The following is an 18,500-nucleotide window of genomic DNA, read 5'->3' on the forward strand; positions in this document are numbered from 1 at the left end:
ACTGCTTCACTTTTTAAAGCTTGGAACCGTAAATTATATTGTAAAACAAAATTGAAGGAAAAAAATGAGTGATATTTTAAAAATTGGTAATTATGAATTTAATAGTAGATTAATAGTAGGAAGTGGTAAATATAAAGATTTTCAAACTACAAAAGATGCAACACTAGCAAGTGGAAGTGAACTAATTACTGTGGCTATTAGAAGAGTTAATATTATGAATCCAAATGAAGAGAATTTATTAGATTATTTTAAAGATACAAATGTAAAACTTCTACCAAATAGTGCAGGGTGTTTCACAGCAGATGAAGCAATCACAACATTTAGACTTATGAGAGAAGCTACTGGAATAGATTTGATTAAACTTGAAGTAATTGGTGATGCACAAAAAACTCTATATCCAGATGTAATAGAGACAATCAAAGCTTGTGAAATCTTAAAAAAAGAGGGTTTTACAATTATGGCATATACAAATGATGACCCAATCATTGCAAAAAGATTAGAAGAAGCAGGGGCTGATGCAATTATGCCATTAGCTGCACCTATAGGAAGCGGTCTAGGGATTCAAAACAGATATAACATAGCATTTATCAAAGATGCAGTAAAAGTTCCTGTAATCGTTGATGCAGGTGTTGGTTGCGCAAGTGATGCAGCCATAGCTATGGAACTTGGAGCTGAAGCTGTTTTAACAAATACTGCAATTGCAGGAGCAAATGATCCAATAGCAATGGCAGAAGCTATGAAGTATGCAGTACTTGCTGGAAGAATGGGTTATAAAGCGGGAAGAATCCCTAAAAAACCTTATGCAACAGCTAGTTCTCCTATTGATGGATTGATTCAATTTTAAGCTGTAACCTCCTAAAAAAGGAGGTTACTTCTATTTAAATAGATTATAAAAACTCCAATACTCATAGATAAAAAGATATTTTTTGATTTAATCATCACTCCTATTACGAATAAACTAGCAATAATTCCTACAATTCCCTCTTTAAGAATAGGTGGAATAATAAGAGCAATAAGCAGTGTTGCAGGAATTGATTCTAAAAGAGAATCTACATATTTAAATTTCTTTAATCTTGTTGATAATAATAGCCCCGAAACTCTTAGAAAGTAAGTTCCAATAGCCACAGCAAATATAATTAATAGTATATTAGAATCACTCATTTTCTACCCTTTTATTAATAATCAAAGAGAAGAAAGAACCTAAAATCGCTGATATTAAAATATATATACTATTGTCTAATAATTTTTCAAGTATTATTGCAATAAGTGCTGTGAAAAAAAAAGTAAAAAGATCCTTTTTTGATTTATACATTGTTGTTAAAATAGCAATAAACATTGCATAAAAAGCAAAATCTAGGCCATAATTTTTTGGGTCAATTATTAACTGAGCAAAAAAGTATCCAATAGATGTTCCTAAAATCCATGATAAAAAAATACATAAGCCACCACCTAAAAGAAAATAAACAGTAATATTTTTATCTTTTATATTTTTCATAGTTATTGCCCATGATTCATCAGTAACAAAATGCATTATTAAAAGTTTTTGTTTAATTGTACTATTTAAAAAGAGCTTGTCTAAAGTTGTACCTATTAGAAAGTATCTCATATTTATAAGGATTGCTGTTCCTACAATTGTTGTTAAACTCAAATTATTTGAAAGCATGTCTACAATTACAAACTGAGAAGAGCCTGCAAATATAAAAATATTCATTAACATTAATTGTATATAGTCTATACTTTTTGTATTACAAATAATTCCCAATACAATACCATAACTAAATACACTCAAACTAATTGGTAGGTTTGATAAAAATCCATTTTTCATATTATTTTTCATTTTTGGATTTTATAAAAAAAGAAAAGAAGTGTATAGTACAAGGTTGCTAAAGAAAAAAGTTTTTATACTCTCCGGGGGTTGTTCCTGTTAGTAGTTTAAACTTTTTATTTAAATGACTTTGGTCTGTAAAGCCACACAAATATGCTATTTCACTTATATTAGTATTATTTCTCAAAAACTGTTTTGCCTTTTCAACTCTTCTAATCATCAAATATGTGTGAGGAGAGACAAAGGTGTGTTTTTTAAAGAGTCTAAGAAAATGGTATTTTGATATATGAAATTCTTTTGCAAAGTCATCTAAAGTAAAGTTTTGATTGTAATTGTCATTTATAAATTCTTTAGCATACTGTATTAATTTGTAGTTGTTGGGTAATATAATTTCATTTGAAACTTTTGTATTTATTTTCAAAATAGAATTTATTGCATCAATTAGTTCACATTCCCAAGATAATTTTGAGAATAAAGAAGAGTTATAATTCATTAGTGGATGTAACTTTTGATAAATGATTTCATTTGAAAACTGAAAATTTTTAAATGAGAGTAGATTATTATTAAAGTTTTCTTTTAATATATTATTCATTATATCAGTAGATATATATAAAGAATGGTGTTTAAATCCCTCTTTTGATAATATGCCACAAGAGTGTACTTCATCTGGGTTTATAGTAATAATAGATGATTTGTCAAACTTGTGGTTAAATCCTCTTAAAAATGCACCCATATTACCTCTTTCTATTAAGGTAATAGTATATTCTTCATGAATGTGTTTCTCAAAAGAGAAGTTATTATAATCACCTTCATAAAGAAAAATTTCTTTTTCTTTATTTGGCTTTGTATACTTTACATTATGCACTAAGTTTGATATATTATCCATGTCATTATTATATCAATTATACTATTTTATGTATTGTATGAGATTGCTAAAATAAAGAATTTTTTAAAATTTATAGATTTTGGCAAAAAAGACTTGACAAATGTTCAAAAACTTAATATAATTCCGTCCACTTTTCGAAAGATTAGTATTGTTTCGGGGCGTAGCGCAGTCTGGTTAGCGCACCTGGTTTGGGACCAGGGGGCCGGAGGTTCGAATCCTCTCGCCCCGACCATTTTTTAAATTGGTAGGTATAGCTCAGTTGGTTAGAGCATCTGGTTGTGGTTCAGAGGGTCGTGGGTTCGAGCCCCATTACTTACCCCATTTTATTTTTAAGTGCTTCCTTAGCTCAGCTGGATAGAGCAACGCCCTTCTAAGGCGTAGGCCAATGGTTCGAATCCATTAGGGAGTACCACTTTTGATTTTTGTTAAATTAACATAAATCTTTTTTGTCTTATTTAGACGCTTATGTGCGCGGATGTGGTGAAATTGGTATACACGCCAGACTTAGGATCTGGTGCCGCAAGGTGTGAAGGTTCAAGTCCTTTCATCCGCACCATCTACTTTAAAATAAATTCAATATTTATAAGCTCTTTAATTTTTAAATACTCCTTTGGGACTTTAATCTTATTTTACTTTATATAATATTTACTTAGCGCGGAATAGAGCAGTCCGGTAGCTCGTCGGGCTCATAACCCGAAGGTCGTAGGTTCAAATCCTGCTTCCGCAACCAAAACAATAATACAAAGATTTAATACCCTAATTTAGATTTTTAAAATTAAATAAAAAATGAAAGGAATACATGTCAATAACGAACATAAAATTAACAGATAAAGTTGAAGTTTTTATTAGATTAATACAAAATAATGAAAACATAAAAGATGCTTGTAGCAAAGCTGGAATAAAAATATCTACTGCTTCAAAATTAAACCCCTCAAAGTAAAAAAATACTAATTCAAATGTAAATTAATTATGTACATTGGTTCAATGATAAATAATCATTAAACTAATAGTATTTAATTACTTTGTATAGTTATTTAATAAATCTTTTTTCAATCTCATCAAAACTTAGTTCTATATTCTCTTCATTTAAAAAGCCATAATAATAAGTATCATTTTTATCACTTACTTCGATTATTAAGATATTTTCATCAGAGTGATTCTCAACAAACTTTTCCACTGCTTCTATTGCTGAGTTTTTCCAATATTTTTCTATTTCATCATTATTTCCTGCATCAAAAAATAAACAATCTTCACACATTGAAAATAAATAATTTCCTGCACCTTCGTATATTTCAAAAGAGTTATTATCATTATCAAGTTTTTCATTTGTAAAAGGGCAATATAAACTAAATTTTTTGTTTTCATTTGATTTTAATACTATTTTATTCATAAAATATCCTTTATATTTGATTTTTGAATTATACTATTTGATTCTTTTATTTATATCAAATTGACTTGTTTATTAATTATACAAGATATATTATCAGAAAATAAAAGAAATTTTGAAATTTACTGTATAGCCTTTATCATGGGTATTAGCTATACAAATAATTTTCTTAACAGAACCCCGTCTTATTGTAGCTTAACCTAGTTTTTGTTAGTTTGTTAGGGTAGGTGACAATTATTTTTAAAAGGAGCTAGTTATTAGTTTAGAAAAAAAGAAAAAACTCACGATAAAAAATGTATTCAAGGTTTTTGGAGATAAACCTAAAAAAGCACTAGAAATGCTCAAAAATGGTCTTTCAAAAGAAGAGATTTTTGAAAAAACAAATATGACTATTGGTGTTCAAGATGCAAGTTTTGAAATCAATGAAGGCGAAATATTTGTAATCATGGGACTATCAGGTTCAGGAAAATCAACACTAGTAAGACTTTTAAATAGACTTATTGAGCCAACTTCAGGTCAGATATTCATTGATGAAACTGACATAACAAATTTAAATGACAAAGAATTGATTGATATACGACGAAATAAAATATCAATGGTATTCCAATCTTTTGCACTAATGCCACATATGAACATTATAGATAATGCGTCATTTGGGCTAGAATTAAGTGGAATTAGTAAAGAAGATAGATACAAAAAAGCACAAGCAGCATTAGATCAAGTTGGATTATCACATCATGCTTTATCTTATCCTGATGAGTTAAGTGGTGGTATGCAACAAAGAGTTGGTTTAGCAAGAGGTTTAGCAAATGATCCAGATATTATGCTAATGGATGAAGCTTTTTCAGCCCTTGACCCACTTATAAGAACTGAGATGCAAGATGAACTTCTAACGCTACAAAGTGAACACCAAAGAACGATTGTCTTTATTTCCCATGATTTAGATGAAGCAATTAGAATCGGTGATAGAATTGCAATCATGCAAAATGGTGAGATATCTCAAGTGGGAACACCTGAAGAGATTATTAATAACCCTGCAAACGATTATGTAAAATCATTCTTTAAAGGCGTTGATGTGACAACAGTTTTAACTGCATCACATATCGCTAAAAAAAGTTATCCTACAATTATAAAAAAAGATGGTTTTGGAATTAACTCTGCAATTCAATATATAAATGATTATGATTTTGATTTTGCATATTATCTTACAAAAGATAATAAATACTTAGGAATACTTACTCTTGAAGCTTTAAAAGAACAGAAAAAAATAAATGGAAATCTTGAAGACTCTTTGATAAAACAAGAAGTTGTAAATGAAAATGATTCTATTTCAGATTTTATAAATATTATTGCAGAATCGGCTTTTCCTCTTGCAGTTATTGCTGAGAATGGCAAATATAAAGGGGTCATTTCAAAACGAACTCTATTAAAAACAATTGATGAAGGAGCAATAAATGGCTAATGATCCATGGGGAAATGCCTCAACGGCACAAGCAGATAAAGCATCGAGTGTTGATTGGTCGCATGTTGCCCCTGACTCAACTCCCCTTCCATCTTTTGATGTAAGAAATCCATTTGACCATAGTATTATTCCTTTTGATTCTTGGGTAAATGATGGGATTAATTGGACAGTAGAGAACTTTAGAGAATTCTTTTTATCTGCAAAAGCACCCGTTGATGTGATTTTGAGATTTATAGAAACTTTTTTACAATCTCTTTCACCTTATGTAGTGATTGGATTTTTTGTTTTATTAGCTTTACAAGTATCTAGTAAAAAAATGGCACTTGGAACTTTTCTTTCACTTGCATTTATAGGGTTTATTGGGGCTTGGGATGCTAGTATGACTACTTTGGCATTGGTTATTACTTCAGTATTATTTTCAGTTCTCATTGGCTTACCACTTGGAATATGGAGTGCAAAAAGTGATATGGTAGAAAAAATATTAAGACCTATTTTAGATGGTATGCAGACAACACCTGCCTTTGTATATTTAATACCTATTGTTATGTTATTTGGAATAGGAAATGTTCCAGGTGTAATAGTAACTATTATTTTTGCTTTACCACCACTTATTAGACTTACAAATTTAGGAATTAGACAAGTGCCAGCTGATTTGATTGAAGCTTCTAGATCATTTGGGGCAAGTTCGTCTCAAATGCTTTTTAAAGTACAACTTCCAGTTGCTATGCCTACTATTATGGCAGGAGTTAATCAGACTTTAATGCTTTCATTATCTATGGTTGTAATTGCTTCTATGATTGCAGTTGGAGGATTAGGTCAAATGGTTCTAAGAGGTATTGGAAGACTTGATATTGGTCTTGCAGCTGTTGGTGGTATAGGAATAGTTATCCTAGCAGTAATACTAGATAGAATAACTCAAGAAATGGGTAAAAAAGATAAAAAGAAAAAAAATAAATGGTATGAACAAGGACCAGTTGGTTTAGTTTATAATTTAATAAATAAGGAGAAAAAGATATGAAGAAAATATTAATTAGTTTAATGGCTATTTTTTTAACATCAAGTTTGTTTGGTGCTAAAGTTACATTTTTAAAGACAAGTATTGCAGAAGAAGGTTTTCAAATGTATATTGCTGCTGATGCAGTAAAAAAATTAGGTTATGATGTAGAAATTACAAATGATGTTAGTTATGAAGTTGCTTATCAAACAATTGCTCAAAATGCAAAAAATAAAGATGCTTATATTATGGCAGCAGCATGGGTTCCCCTTCATGATGAAAAAATAAAAGGTGCTGGAGGAAGTGAAAAAATTGCTGTTATTGGAGCATATATTAGAAATTGTGCTCAAGGTTATTTAATAGATAAAAAAACAGCAGATAAATACAATATCAAATATATCAATGATTTAAAAGATCCCAAAATAGCAAAACTATTTGATTCAAATGGTGATGGAAAAGCTGATTTATCAGGGTGTGATGCTGGTTGGGGTTGTGAAAAAGTAATTGAGTACCAATTAGATGCATATAAATTAAGAGATACAATCACACATAATCAAGGGCAATATGCTTCAATCATAACAGATACAATAGCAAGATATAAAAGTGGAAAACCAATTTTATATTATACTTGGACTCCATATTGGGTAAGTGGGAAATTAGTTCCTGGTAAAGATACTGTATTTTTACAAGTAACTCATTCAGCTCATCCTGTAACAAAATCTACAAAGCTTCCAAATGGTGCTGATTATGGATTTAATGTAAATACTCAAAAATTTGCAGCAAATGCATCTTTACTTAAAGAACATAAAGATATTGCTAAATTATTAGAAATAATGAAATTAGATGTAAATGATGTAAGTGGTGAGAATATGCTTATGGCACAAGGTCAAAATAAAGAAGCTGATATTAAAAGACATGCTCAAATGTGGCTTAAAAGTAATGCTGACAAAATAAATAGCTGGGTAGCAGAAGCTAAAAAAGCTAAATAATTTGTAGAAAATATCATTCCTATAAAAAATATATTATAGGAATGATAATAAAGTTAAGTTCCTATTTGGTTTGTTTGTAATACACTGAAAAAAGTTTAGAAAAGCACTTCAATTTACATACCGCGGAATAGAGCAGTCCGGTAGCTCGTCGGGCTCATAACCCGAAGGTCGTAGGTTCAAATCCTGCTTCCGCAACCAATCACTTAAACATATCTATATCAACTAATAATTCTATTAACTTATTTTTTAAAGGTCTTTTCAACTATAATAACATTTCAAAGAAATTATATTATTATATAGGATATTATGTTGGAAAATGAAATCAATAAAGACATAGCTACAACCTTCTTAAAAGGACTTAGTGTTATTGAAGCCTTTGACCACGAAAATCCTAGCATGACACTAACTGATGTTGCAAAAAAAGTTAATATTACTCGTTCAAGCGCAAGAAGATTTTTACTTTCTCTTGAATCTTTAGGTTATGCAACTCAAAATGATAAACTTTTTTCTCTTACTCCTAAAATCATAAATTTAGGTTATAGTTATTTTGCTTCATTATCATGGACAGACTTAGCCTATAAATATGTAAAAATGGTCGTAAAAGAGTGCAAATTGTCTTGTGCAGTTTCTATTTTAGATGGAGAAAATATTACTTGTATTATGAGAGTAAATTCTTCTAAAATTTTAAAAGGTGGTATTCATGTAGGTGGTAAATTACCTGCACCATACACTGCAACAGGAAGATTATTTATGGCAGAGATGGATGATAACGAACTATATGAGTATATTTCAAAAACTCCTCTAAGAAAATACACTTCCAAAACAATCACAGATCCTAATAAACTTTTTGAAAAAATCAAATCAGAAAGAAATCAACCCTATCAAGTAATAGAAGAAGAGTTAGAAGATGGCCTTTTAGCTATTGCTGCTCCAATTTATGACTCTCACCATAAAATTCTTGGCTGTATGACTATTGGTACTTATATGAGTGAGGAAAATGCTAAATACTTAAAAGAGTATGTATTACCTATGTTAATTGATGCAGCAAATAATGCTACTGAAGCAATAGTACTTTTAAAACACTAAAATTCAATTTATAATCCTTTTAATACATTTTATTCTACTTTCTTTTGTAAATATTTTAATATATTTATAAAATCTATTTTTCTTATATTTTTAGATAAATTTATAAAGCACTATATATAGGTGATTTTAGAGACAAAAATCTATTTTTCTTTTTTAAAATGTTCATTTATCGAACTTTTATAAATTAAGCGAACTTTTATTTTGCCAATGTTATAGTTTCTAATCACAATAAAGGAGTGAAAATGAGAAAATTTGATTATTTATTAAAAATAATAATAAGTGCAGCTGCTTTTTTAGCATTAACTGCAACTGCTGCTCTGGCAAAGTATCCAGATAGACCAATTACAATGATTGTTGCTTATAGTGCTGGGGGTGGTACTGATATAGCAGCAAGAACACTTGCCCCATATATTGAAAAATATATTGGAACATCAATCACTGTTATAAATAAAGCAGGGGCTGGGGGACAAATTGGTTTTACAGAACTTGCTCATTCAAAACCTGATGGTTATACAATTGGTTTTATTAATACACCAAATGTATTAACAATCCCAATTCAAAGAAAAACTAAATATTCTTTAAAAGATTTAGCACCAGTTGCTAATGTTGTGTATGATCCAGGTGCTTTTTCTATGCTTGCAACTAGTAAGATTAAGACTTTAAAAGATCTTATTGCCTTTGCAAAAGAAAATCCAGGTGCTGTAACTTATGGAACTACAGGAATAGGTTCAGATGATCACTTAGCAGCTTTACAATTTGAAAGACAAAATGGAATTGTAATGACTCATATTCCATATAAAGGTAATAACAAAGTAAGAGCTGCATTATTAGGTGGACATATCATGATGGCAAGTATGAATATAAGCCAGTCAATTGATGACTTTAAAGATGGGAAAATAACAATCTTTGGACAAATGTCAGAAAAAAGATGGTCAGGAGCACCTCAAATTCCTACTTTTAAAGAACAAGGATTTGACATAATTATGGGTTCAGATAGAGGTATAGGTGCACCAGCAGGAATAGATCCAAAAATTGTTTCAACAATTTCTGATGCTGTTGCTAAAGCAATAGCTGATCCAGAATTTCAAGAGAAAGCAAAAAAACAAAGTCTTCCTTTAACATATATGTCAGCTAAAGAGTTTACAGAGCATTTAGAAAAATCAGAAAAAAACTTTCAAAAAATTTGGGATGAAACCCCTTGGGCCAAAAAATAGTTTTTTTACAATAGAAGATATTTAATATCTTCTATTATTACTTTAAATTTAGGGGAAGGGAAATGATAAAGAAAATTTATTTAGAAATTATTATATCAATAAGTTTGGTAGGAATATGCTTAGCGGGATTAATATTTGAAGTAAGTACTTATAGTGGAACATCATCAATTATGCCTTATGGTGTATTAACTATAGCAGGTGTGCTTTCGTTATTTTGGTTTATTCAATCAATTTTAGAATTAAGAAAAACTCAAGTATTAGAAAAAGATGTATTTGAAGGTAGTATTGAAAGTAAAAGATTTTTTGTATTTTTTTGTATTACTTTAATATATGTAATTGGTATTACCTTAATTGGATTTTTTACAGCAACAATTATTGCCATACCAATTATATCTATAAGTATGGGATATAGAAGTTTGGTGGGAATTGCTGTCACAACAGTTTTATTTACTGCAATTATATTTATTGTATTTAGTTTATTTTTAAAAGTTCCTCTTCCTCTTGAGATTTGGAATAAATTATTGGGGGCTTCATAATGGATATTTTAAATCATATTATTGCAGCTATTCCATTAGTATTTACAGTAGAAGTTTTTATAGCAATGATTGTTGGTACAACTATTGGGATTGCAGTAGGGGCATTACCAGGACTTTCTGCGACAATGGGGATTGCGGTACTTATTCCTATTACATTTACAATGCATCCTTTGACTGCATTAGGAATGATTGCAGGTATTTATAATGGTGCCATGTATGGTGGTTCTATTCCTGCAATTTTGTTAAGAATTCCTGGAACTCCAGCGGGTGTTGCAACTGTATTTGATGGTTACCCAATGGCGCAACAAGGAAGAGGACCTTTGGCTTTAAATATTTCATTGGCTTCTTCTGCCATAGGTAGTGGATTTAGTGCAATTGCTTTATTACTTTTAGCTCCACCATTAGCATCTATTGCTATAAATTTTGGCCCTGCTGATTATTTTTGGTTGGCGCTATTTGGACTGACAACTATTTCAGTGTTGATGAGTAATAATCCAGTTAAAGGCTTGTTAAGTGCTTGTTTTGGATTAGTTGTAGGTATGGTAGGGATTGATTTTACAACAGGAGACCAAAGGTTTGTATTTGATACAACTGAATTGTTAGGTGGGGTTAATATAATTATTATATTAACAGGTCTTTATGCTATTCCTCCAGCAATAGAATTAGCTATAAAATCTAGTTCAGCAGATGCCAATGGACTTAAACTTGAACAAAAGAAAGAGAACTTTCGTTGGCTTTCTCTGACAATGGTTTGGTTAAAGTCTTCTGCTATTGGTATTGTAATAGGAATTATTCCAGCATTAGGTGGAAATGTAGCTGCTTTATTAGCTTGGAATGAACAAAGACGCTCAGATAAAGATAAATCAAAATATATGAATGGGGCACCAGAAGGTGTTGCCGCAGCTGAATGTGCAAATAATGCAGATACAGCAGCTACACTAATTCCTGCAATTACACTTGGAATTCCAGGAAATGCAGTTGCAGCAGTTATTCTTGGAGCTTTATTGGTTCATGGATTAAGACCTGGCCCTGATTTATTTACTGAAAATGGTGATATTGTATATGGCTTTATGCTTACTATGTTTATAACGGCTATTTTAATGTTTGTTATAGGTAGAATCGGGGCAAAAGCTTATATTCATGTCTTAAAACTACCCTCAGCTCTTTTAGCACCAATGATATTATCATTAACTTTAATTGGAGTATATGCGGTACATAACAGTATGTTTGAAGTAGGATTAATGTTGTGTTTTGGATTAATTGGATTTATAATGGAAAAATTATCAATACCAACTGCACCTGCTGTACTTGCAGTAATTCTTGGACCAATGGCTGAAGAGTCATTGAGAAGAGCGATGTTAATATCAAGAGATTCAGTCGGGTATTTATTTCAAAGTTATATTTCATGGATTATTATTGCAATGATTGCTGTTACACTCATTACTCCTATATTGAAATATTTTAGAAATAGATCTAAAAAAACTATAATTAATGAAGAGTAATAAATGAATAATGATAAGTTAAAAAAACTAGAAAATATAGCAACAACCTTAATTAGTGATACTCGTTCGAGAATGTCAGGAATTGTTGGATTAAAAAGAATAGATAGTGGTTTTAGAACTGTGGGGCGTGCTTTTACAATAAAGACGCGACCCTCTGATAATCTTGCTATTTATGAAGCTCTTACAAAGGTAAAGCCTGGTGATTTTTTAGTAGTAGAATCTGGTGATAATTGTACTAATGCTCTTGTTGGAGAATTAATAACTTTACAATTAGAAAAATTAGGTGGTGTGGGAATTATTCTTGATGGGGCAATCAGAGATTATGACAAACTACATGCTTCTACAACTTTGGCATGTTATGCTAGAGGAATATCACACAAAGGACCATTTAAAACTGGACCTGGTTTTTTAAATGTTCCAGTAAGTATTTGTGGACAAATAGTAAATCCTGGAGATATTGTTGTGGCCGATGATGATGGAATTGTTACTTTTCCCCAAGAAGAATTAGAGGCAGTTTTATTAGCAGTCCAAGAGAGAATAAAAATAGAAGAAAAAGTCATGGATGAAATAAATACAACACCTCATTCAATGGCATGGATTCAAGATATTATAAATGTAGCAAAAAGTACTAGTAAATAAAAGTTAAATCTTAGGAGTAAATAATTATGAATGATAATTTGAAAAATGGAGAACTATTTGATATTGAATTATTGAAAAAAATAAGAAAAAAGTTTTCACATATAAATATTGATCCTAAATCAAAAGAAAAAAGACTTTTCTTTGATAATTCTGGCGGAGCTTTTAGATTAAAAGCTGCCAGTAAAGTATTTAAATATATCGATGAGTACCCAGATTGTCCAGAGCATGGAAATAAAACTGCAAAATGGTTGATGGAAATACAAGAAAAAGGATATGAGTCAATTAAAACTATGTTAAATTTTGATTCAGGAAGTATTATTACCTCATATACTGCATCAACTGTTATGTTTAATATGATAAGAGCAGTGATTGAAAATGTTGCAGGAAAAAATATTGTTACAACTGCTTTAGAACATCCTTCTTCTTATGATGCTGTAGTAAGTTATGCAAATAAAAATAATAAAGAAGTAAGAGTTGCTAAAACAAACCCCAAAACAGGTGGAGTAGATGTCCAAGAGATAGTGAAACTCATTGATAAGAATACTTCTCTTTTAGTATTTATGTATGCTTCAAATATATCAGGAGCCCTATTAGATGCCCAAAAAATAGTAAAAGAGTGTAGAAAAATAAAGCCAGACCTTTTTATCATAGCAGATGCTGTTCAACATGCACCACATGGGATTATTGATATAAAAAAAGTACCTGTAGATGGTCTAAATTTTGCACCTTATAAGTTTTTTGGTCCAAGGGGTTTTGGAGTGGGATATGCTTCTAAAAGATTAGCAAAACTCTCACATGATAAATTAATAGCAAAGCCAGAAGACTTTTGGGAATTGGGAAGTCCTGCTCCATCGCATTTTGCAGCTTTAACAGAAGTACTTAATTATGTTTGTTGGATAGGTAAACATTATCTAAAAAGTAAAAATAAAAGAGAACTTTTTGAAGAAGGAATGACTCGTATAAAACTACATGAAAGAGCATTAATGTATTTTATGTTAGAGGGAACTTCAAAAACACAAGGATTAAGAAGTCTTAATGGAGTAAAAGTTTATTTAGACTGTGAAGATTTAAGAAAAAAAGATTTTATCATGGCAATTGGTTTTGATAAGTTGAGATTTAAAAAAGCAGTAAAAGAGTATGAAAAACAAGGGGTGATTACATTTGAAAGAGTTATTTCTAGTCCTTTTTCTTCTCGTATGCTCGAATCCTTTGATTTAAAAGGAAGTATAAGAGTTTCTCCTCTTCATTGCCATAGTTTAAAAGATATAGAAAAGTTCTTAAAAATCACAAGAAAAATTTCTCAACTATCATAATAGGTACTTAATATTTGATTTGAAATTCATTAGTATATAAAGCACCAATTGAGGTTTGCTTTATATGGCTTATTTTACTATGTTGACTACCACTTTTTAAAATTGTAATAAATTCATTTAATCTATTCTCTTTACAAGTTACAGCAGCTTCAACATCTCCATTGGCTAAGTTTTTAATGTAACCACTAAATTTAGCTCTATTAGCATTAGTTGTTACACTTTTTCTATAAAATACACCTTGTACTTTTCCACTTATTATAAATTTGTAGCTTTTCATTAGTATTTACTTTATTCAAGAATTTTGTTTTTAGAGTATAACCTTATTATTGATATTTTCTATTTAACTTATAAAGATAACCTTGAGTTTAAAATTACAAAAAAATCAGGTAAAATTAAGTTATGAAAAAAATATCAAATAAATTAAAAGAATTCTTTTTTATATTTATATTATTCTCCTTTATATTAGCTTTTGTAAATATTATTGTAGAAAAATTCTTTTTTTTAGATAATGTTCAAAAAATAGCTATGGGAGTTGCTTTAAAAAAAGTAAAAGAGAGAGAACACACTTTACAGGAATTTTTAAATGAATCAAAACATTTAATAATATTTCTTAGAAAAATAAAAGCCTTCAATGATTTTTTGGAAAATAGTAATTCAAAAAATGAAGTAGAAGAGATATTTTTAAAATATATTCAAAGCCACAAAAGGTTTATGCAAGTTCGATATATTGATAAAAATGGTTTAGAAAGAATAAGAGTACAAAGAGATAATCAGAACAGTATTTCTTATAAAGTTTCAAATGAAAAACTCCAAAATAAAGCCAATAGAGATTATTTTATTACTTCAAAAACAAAACCTTTGGAAGAAGTCTGGTTTCCAAAGATTGATCTAAATATAGAAAATAATGAAATTGAAATTCCATTTAATCCCACTCTAAGAGTAATTTTACCTGTAAAATATAAAAATAAATTTGATGGTATTATAATTATAAACTATTTTTTTAACGAATTTCTAAATGATTTTATGAATACTTCCTTATATGATATGATTCTTTTTGATGGAAAAGGCTTTCCTTTAGTACATTATGAAAAAGATAAAAGTTGGGGTTTTTATAGTTCTGGGATGTATAATATTTCACAAGAGTACCCAAAAGATTATAAAAGAATTTTAGGCAATGAAATCATTGTAACTAACACTTATGTTTCAAAAAAGATAGAGACATCTATATCTGATAATTTATTCTTAGTATTAAAATTAAAACAAAAGTATATAGAAGAACAAAATAAAAATTTAGCATATAAATATACTATTATTTCTACTTCTATAGCTATTCTTACATTTCTTTTAACATTAATTTTAATTAAATTATTTGGGGATAGATTATTTAATCTAAAAGAAATCTCACAACTTAATAATAATTTACAAACAGTATCAAATATTGCAAAGGTAGGCTTTTGGGAAGTTGATTGGAAAACAAATAAAATTACTTTTAGTGATGAACTTTATAATATTTTTGAAATAGAAGATAAAAGTACTGTTATTACTTTAGAAAAACTTTTTACATATTTTCCTACAAATATGTTAAACGAATATAAACAGGAGATAGAAAATTCTATAAATGAAAAAAGGGAATACTTTATCACTCAATCAATTATTACCGAAAAGGGTAATATAAAATATCTTCAAAGAAGAGGTAAACACTATTTTAATCATAACTCAGAGCTTATAAAATCTGTTGGAAGTAGTTATGATATAACAGAACAATATTTATCTGAAAAAAAGTATAAAACACTATTGGAATATGCCTCAGATGGAATTCATATTTTAGATAAACAGGGGAATCTTGTAGAGTTTAGTCAATCATTTGTCCAATCACTTGGTTATACAAATGAAGAGATGTGGGAATTAAATATTGTAGATTGGGATATCTTTATTTTAGAAGTAGAGGTAAAAAATAGAATAAAAGAGCTAATAGATTTTCCAACTTCTTTTGAAGCAAAACATAAAAGAAAAGATGGCTCGATTATTGATGTTCAAATCAATGCAAAAGGAATAGAAATAAATGGAGAAGAATACCTTTATGCTTCCCAAAGGGATATAACAAAACAAAAAAAACTAGAAAAAGAGATTCTTAGTGAGAAAGATTTTATTTCAACTATTATTGATAATGCAAATGCAATTATTGCAGTAATTGATAGTAAGGGAAGAATGATTAAGATAAATAAATATGCCCAAGACTTTGTTGGATATACAGAAGAAGAAATAGCTAGCGAGCCATATTTTTGGTCAAGATTTTTGACAAAAGAAAAAGAACAAAAAGTTTTAGAAATAGTAAAAAAAGCAAATAAAGGTGAGATAGTAAAAAACTTTAAAAATAGTTGGATTTCTAAAGATGGCGAAGAAAAAGTATTTGAGTGGTCAAATATGCTTGTTCAAAAAGCTGATGGAAGCATGGATTATATTGCTACTATAGGAATAGATGTAACAGAAAATAATAAATTATTAGAAGAATTAAAAGGCGCTAAAAAAAATGCAGAAAAAGCAAATGTAGTAAAATCTGAATTTTTGGCAAATATGTCCCACGAAATAAGAACTCCTATAAGTGGAGTAACTGGGCTTATATCTCTTATATTAGATATGCCATTAGAACCACTACAAAGAGACTATTTAAATAAAGCGAAAAAATCTTCAAATGCCTTATTGAGTATTATTAATGATATTTTAGATTATTCAAAAATTGAAGCTGGAAAACTAGATATTATTGAGCAAGATTTCAATTTAGAAGATATTTTTAAAAATATCTCCAATCTTTTTGGATATGAAACATATAAAAAACAACTAGAATTTACTTTTGTATTAGATGGAAATATCCCTTCATTGATAATTGGAGATTCACTTCGATTAACACAAATATTAAATAATCTTGTGGGAAATGCAATAAAGTTTACTGAAAATGGATATGTTGCATTAAAAAGTGAAATAAAAGAGATAAATGAAGATGAGGTTATTTTAAAATTTTGTATTGAAGATACAGGTATTGGGATAAATAAAGAAGGTCAAAAAAAGCTTTTTAATACCTTTGAACAACTTGATACTTCAAATAAAAGAAAATATAGTGGTTCAGGATTGGGACTTTCTATTACTAAACAATTAATTGAGCTTATGCATGGAAAAATTTGGGTTGAAAGTGAAGAAAGCATTGGAAGTAAGTTTTATTTTGAGATAAAGTTTAACTATATCAAGGAGTTTTACAAAAAGAAGAAAAATAGAACTGTCAATAATGACAAATTTTTGATTATTGATGATAATAAAATGGAAAGTGAGTATATAAAAAATATATTAAATTCCTGGAAATTAGACTCTATTATTGAGTCAAATGAAGTGAATGCTTTAGAAATAATCAATAATGAAAAAATAGATTGTTTGATTATTAATTGGAATACTTCAACTACTCGTCGATTGATATTTTTAGAAAAATTAAAAAATATCAATAAAGAAATAGATTATATTGTTTTGGTGACGCCATATAATAAAAAGCTTATTTTAGATCTTTTTGAAAAACAAGAATTTAAAGTTACAAAATTACTGGAAAAACCTTTTACTCCATCAACTTTATATAATACAATTTTTGATAAAAATAATAAAGATATTAAAAATAGAGAAAGCTCAACACAAGTTGTATTGGTAAATAAAAAAAGAGCCTTATTGGTCGAAGATAATGAGACTAATCAAATAGTTTCAAAAGCAATTTTAGAAAAATTGGGGTTTATTATAGATATTGCAAATGATGGAGTAGAGGCTATAAAAAGTGCTAAAGATTTTTCTTATGATATTATCTTTATGGACTTGCAAATGCCAAATATTGATGGTTTTGAAGCCACACAAAGAATTAGAGAGTTTGACAAAAAAATACCTATTATCGCATTAAGTGCAGCTGTAATGCAAAAGGATAAGATGTTAACTAAAGAAGCTGGTATGAATGCTCATATCCCTAAACCAATCGTAGAAGAAGAATTAGAGGGTGTAGTAACAGAATTTTTTGAAGTAACTTATAAAGATGCACATATAAAAAAGATACATAACAATAAATTACATAATATAGATGGAATAAATTTTAGAAAATTGATGGAGATATTGTCATTTGATGATAAAGAGGCTTTGTCTTTAATAAAAAAATATTACAAAAACTACAGTAATATAGAATCACAACTTGAAATCTTCAGTCTAAAAAGTGATGATTTTAATAGCTTTATACATAAATTAAAAGGGGTAAGTGGAAATATACAAGCAATGAAAGTTTATGATATTTGTTTTGAAATAGAAAAAGTAAGTGATGCAACAAAAGTATCTGAATTGATAAGTAACTTAAAAAATGAAATGAAAAAAATATTTGAATCTATAGAAGTCAATATCTTAAAAAAGAAAAATGAAGATAAACCAAATCACAGCAATAAACAGATTGATAAAATGATAGAAGAGTTAATAAAAGATGTTAATGAAGATAATTTTATTAAAAACTCGATAGTAGAAGAACTAATTAATTCTCTAAGAGATAAGATAGAAGAGAATCTATTAGAAAAAGTTGATAATAGTTTTTCTAATTATGAATATGAAAATTTGATAGAAGATTTAAAAAGTATTCAAAATATACTCAAGAAAGGTTAAAG

Annotated in this window: 17 protein-coding genes and 6 tRNA genes; 18 read left to right on the forward strand and 5 right to left on the reverse strand. The window is 28.9% G+C overall.

What is annotated here, in order from left to right; translation table 11 throughout:
• Positions 1–64: 64 nt before the first annotated feature.
• Positions 65–844, forward strand: a complete 780-nt coding sequence (locus CRU95_RS09700) for a thiazole synthase (RefSeq protein ID WP_129100943.1) — start codon at positions 65–67, stop codon at positions 842–844.
• 11 nt (positions 845–855) lie between these two features.
• On the opposite strand, the gene CRU95_RS09705 is transcribed toward CRU95_RS09700, so the two are convergent.
• The 3 genes from CRU95_RS09705 to CRU95_RS09715 are packed head-to-tail and all read right to left on the reverse strand — an operon-like array spanning position 856 to position 2,711.
• Positions 856–1,161, reverse strand: a complete 306-nt coding sequence (locus CRU95_RS09705; RefSeq protein WP_129100944.1) for an AzlD domain-containing protein — start codon at positions 1,159–1,161, stop codon at positions 856–858.
• Positions 1,154–1,837, reverse strand: a complete 684-nt coding sequence (locus CRU95_RS09710) for an AzlC family ABC transporter permease (RefSeq protein ID WP_129100945.1) — start codon at positions 1,835–1,837, stop codon at positions 1,154–1,156. The genes CRU95_RS09705 and CRU95_RS09710 overlap by 8 nt, the downstream gene beginning before the upstream one ends.
• Positions 1,838–1,883: 46 nt before the next feature.
• Positions 1,884–2,711, reverse strand: a complete 828-nt coding sequence (locus CRU95_RS09715; RefSeq protein ID WP_129100946.1) for a helix-turn-helix domain-containing protein — start codon at positions 2,709–2,711, stop codon at positions 1,884–1,886.
• A 154-nt stretch (positions 2,712–2,865) separates the two neighbouring features.
• On the opposite strand from CRU95_RS09715, the gene CRU95_RS09720 reads away from it, so the two are divergent.
• The 6 genes from CRU95_RS09720 (at position 2,866) to CRU95_RS16610 (ending at position 3,651) form a co-directional block, all read left to right on the forward strand.
• Positions 2,866–2,943: transfer RNA gene (locus tag CRU95_RS09720), tRNA-Pro, on the forward strand.
• Between the two features lie 12 nt (positions 2,944–2,955).
• Positions 2,956–3,032 (forward strand) — tRNA-His (locus CRU95_RS09725).
• Positions 3,033–3,046: 14 nt separating this feature from the next.
• Positions 3,047–3,123: transfer RNA gene (locus CRU95_RS09730), tRNA-Arg, on the forward strand.
• A gap of 59 nt (positions 3,124–3,182) precedes the next feature.
• Positions 3,183–3,267, forward strand: a tRNA-Leu gene (locus CRU95_RS09735).
• A 97-nt stretch (positions 3,268–3,364) separates the two neighbouring features.
• Positions 3,365–3,441: transfer RNA gene (locus tag CRU95_RS09740), tRNA-Met, on the forward strand.
• 69 nt (positions 3,442–3,510) lie between these two features.
• Positions 3,511–3,651 (forward strand): hypothetical protein, encoded by a 141-nt coding sequence (locus tag CRU95_RS16610; RefSeq protein WP_164969762.1) that lies wholly within the window; start codon positions 3,511–3,513, stop codon positions 3,649–3,651.
• A 90-nt stretch (positions 3,652–3,741) separates the two neighbouring features.
• On the opposite strand, the gene CRU95_RS09745 is transcribed toward CRU95_RS16610, so the two are convergent.
• Positions 3,742–4,101, reverse strand: coding sequence for a hypothetical protein (locus tag CRU95_RS09745; RefSeq protein WP_129100947.1), 360 nt, complete (start codon positions 4,099–4,101; stop codon positions 3,742–3,744).
• Between the two features lie 334 nt (positions 4,102–4,435).
• Here CRU95_RS09745 and proV point away from each other — a divergent pair, with 334 nt between their 5' ends.
• The 10 genes from proV to CRU95_RS09795 all read left to right on the forward strand — a co-directional run bounded on the left by proV (position 4,436) and on the right by CRU95_RS09795 (position 13,833).
• Positions 4,436–5,560 (forward strand): glycine betaine/L-proline ABC transporter ATP-binding protein ProV, encoded by a 1,125-nt coding sequence (gene proV / locus CRU95_RS09750; RefSeq protein ID WP_258238673.1) that lies wholly within the window; start codon positions 4,436–4,438, stop codon positions 5,558–5,560.
• A complete protein-coding gene (proW, locus tag CRU95_RS09755) occupies positions 5,553–6,578 on the forward strand; it encodes a glycine betaine/L-proline ABC transporter permease ProW (RefSeq protein ID WP_129100949.1) in 1,026 nt (341 codons plus the stop codon). The genes proV and proW overlap by 8 nt, the downstream gene beginning before the upstream one ends.
• The gene (proX, locus tag CRU95_RS09760) at positions 6,575–7,543 is read left to right on the forward strand and encodes a glycine betaine/L-proline ABC transporter substrate-binding protein ProX (RefSeq protein ID WP_129100950.1); all 969 of its coding nucleotides are present in this window, start codon (positions 6,575–6,577) and stop codon (positions 7,541–7,543) included. The genes proW and proX overlap by 4 nt, the downstream gene beginning before the upstream one ends.
• A 121-nt stretch (positions 7,544–7,664) precedes the next feature.
• A tRNA-Met gene (locus tag CRU95_RS09765) sits at positions 7,665–7,741 on the forward strand.
• Positions 7,742–7,852: 111 nt separating this feature from the next.
• Positions 7,853–8,629 (forward strand): IclR family transcriptional regulator C-terminal domain-containing protein, encoded by a 777-nt coding sequence (locus CRU95_RS09770; protein ID WP_164969763.1) that lies wholly within the window; start codon positions 7,853–7,855, stop codon positions 8,627–8,629.
• A 242-nt stretch (positions 8,630–8,871) separates the two neighbouring features.
• Positions 8,872–9,843 (forward strand): tripartite tricarboxylate transporter substrate binding protein, encoded by a 972-nt coding sequence (locus tag CRU95_RS09775; protein ID WP_129100952.1) that lies wholly within the window; start codon positions 8,872–8,874, stop codon positions 9,841–9,843.
• A 62-nt stretch (positions 9,844–9,905) separates the two neighbouring features.
• Positions 9,906–10,379: a tripartite tricarboxylate transporter TctB family protein gene (locus CRU95_RS09780; protein WP_129100953.1), complete on the forward strand. Its 474-nt coding sequence runs from the start codon at positions 9,906–9,908 to the stop codon at positions 10,377–10,379.
• On the forward strand, positions 10,379–11,881 hold the full coding sequence (locus CRU95_RS09785; protein ID WP_129100954.1) for a tripartite tricarboxylate transporter permease: 1,503 nt from the start codon (positions 10,379–10,381) through the stop codon (positions 11,879–11,881). Before CRU95_RS09780 ends, CRU95_RS09785 begins: the two co-directional genes overlap by 1 nt.
• Positions 11,882–11,884: 3 nt before the next feature.
• Positions 11,885–12,520: an RraA family protein gene (locus CRU95_RS09790; RefSeq protein ID WP_129100955.1), complete on the forward strand. Its 636-nt coding sequence runs from the start codon at positions 11,885–11,887 to the stop codon at positions 12,518–12,520.
• Between the two features lie 26 nt (positions 12,521–12,546).
• Entirely contained in the window at positions 12,547–13,833 is a 1,287-nt protein-coding gene (locus tag CRU95_RS09795) for an aminotransferase class V-fold PLP-dependent enzyme (RefSeq protein WP_129100956.1), read from the forward strand.
• 7 nt (positions 13,834–13,840) lie between these two features.
• On the opposite strand, the gene CRU95_RS09800 is transcribed toward CRU95_RS09795, so the two are convergent.
• Complete coding sequence (locus CRU95_RS09800; RefSeq protein WP_129100957.1) at positions 13,841–14,110, reverse strand: acylphosphatase; 270 nt, start codon at positions 14,108–14,110, stop codon at positions 13,841–13,843.
• A 122-nt stretch (positions 14,111–14,232) separates the two neighbouring features.
• Between CRU95_RS09800 and CRU95_RS09805 the strand changes: the two genes are divergently transcribed.
• Positions 14,233–18,498: a PAS domain-containing hybrid sensor histidine kinase/response regulator gene (locus CRU95_RS09805; RefSeq protein WP_129100958.1), complete on the forward strand. Its 4,266-nt coding sequence runs from the start codon at positions 14,233–14,235 to the stop codon at positions 18,496–18,498.
• The last annotated feature ends 2 nt before the right edge of the window (positions 18,499–18,500 follow it).

The organism is Arcobacter sp. F2176 (assembly GCF_004116465.1).
GTDB lineage: Bacteria > Campylobacterota > Campylobacteria > Campylobacterales > Arcobacteraceae > Arcobacter > Arcobacter siniprincipis.

Excerpts from the sequence above, each read along its gene's own strand:
- CRU95_RS16610 (WP_164969762.1), top strand. The coding sequence starts at position 3,511 with ATGTCAATAACGAACATAAAATTAACAGATAAAGTTGAAGTTTTTATT.
- proW (WP_129100949.1), top strand. The coding sequence starts at position 5,553 with ATGGCTAATGATCCATGGGGAAATGCCTCAACGGCACAAGCAGATAAA.
- CRU95_RS09705 (WP_129100944.1), bottom strand. The coding sequence starts at position 1,161 with ATGAGTGATTCTAATATACTATTAATTATATTTGCTGTGGCTATTGGA.
- CRU95_RS09805 (WP_129100958.1), top strand. The coding sequence starts at position 14,233 with ATGAAAAAAATATCAAATAAATTAAAAGAATTCTTTTTTATATTTATA.
- proV (WP_258238673.1), top strand. The coding sequence starts at position 4,436 with ATGCTCAAAAATGGTCTTTCAAAAGAAGAGATTTTTGAAAAAACAAAT.
- CRU95_RS09790 (WP_129100955.1), top strand. The coding sequence starts at position 11,885 with ATGAATAATGATAAGTTAAAAAAACTAGAAAATATAGCAACAACCTTA.
- CRU95_RS09745 (WP_129100947.1), bottom strand. The coding sequence starts at position 4,101 with ATGAATAAAATAGTATTAAAATCAAATGAAAACAAAAAATTTAGTTTA.
- CRU95_RS09700 (WP_129100943.1), top strand. The coding sequence starts at position 65 with ATGAGTGATATTTTAAAAATTGGTAATTATGAATTTAATAGTAGATTA.
- CRU95_RS09795 (WP_129100956.1), top strand. The coding sequence starts at position 12,547 with ATGAATGATAATTTGAAAAATGGAGAACTATTTGATATTGAATTATTG.
- CRU95_RS09785 (WP_129100954.1), top strand. The coding sequence starts at position 10,379 with ATGGATATTTTAAATCATATTATTGCAGCTATTCCATTAGTATTTACA.
- proX (WP_129100950.1), top strand. The coding sequence starts at position 6,575 with ATGAAGAAAATATTAATTAGTTTAATGGCTATTTTTTTAACATCAAGT.
- CRU95_RS09715 (WP_129100946.1), bottom strand. The coding sequence starts at position 2,711 with ATGGATAATATATCAAACTTAGTGCATAATGTAAAGTATACAAAGCCA.
- CRU95_RS09780 (WP_129100953.1), top strand. The coding sequence starts at position 9,906 with ATGATAAAGAAAATTTATTTAGAAATTATTATATCAATAAGTTTGGTA.
- CRU95_RS09710 (WP_129100945.1), bottom strand. The coding sequence starts at position 1,837 with ATGAAAAATAATATGAAAAATGGATTTTTATCAAACCTACCAATTAGT.
- CRU95_RS09775 (WP_129100952.1), top strand. The coding sequence starts at position 8,872 with ATGAGAAAATTTGATTATTTATTAAAAATAATAATAAGTGCAGCTGCT.
- CRU95_RS09800 (WP_129100957.1), bottom strand. The coding sequence starts at position 14,110 with ATGAAAAGCTACAAATTTATAATAAGTGGAAAAGTACAAGGTGTATTT.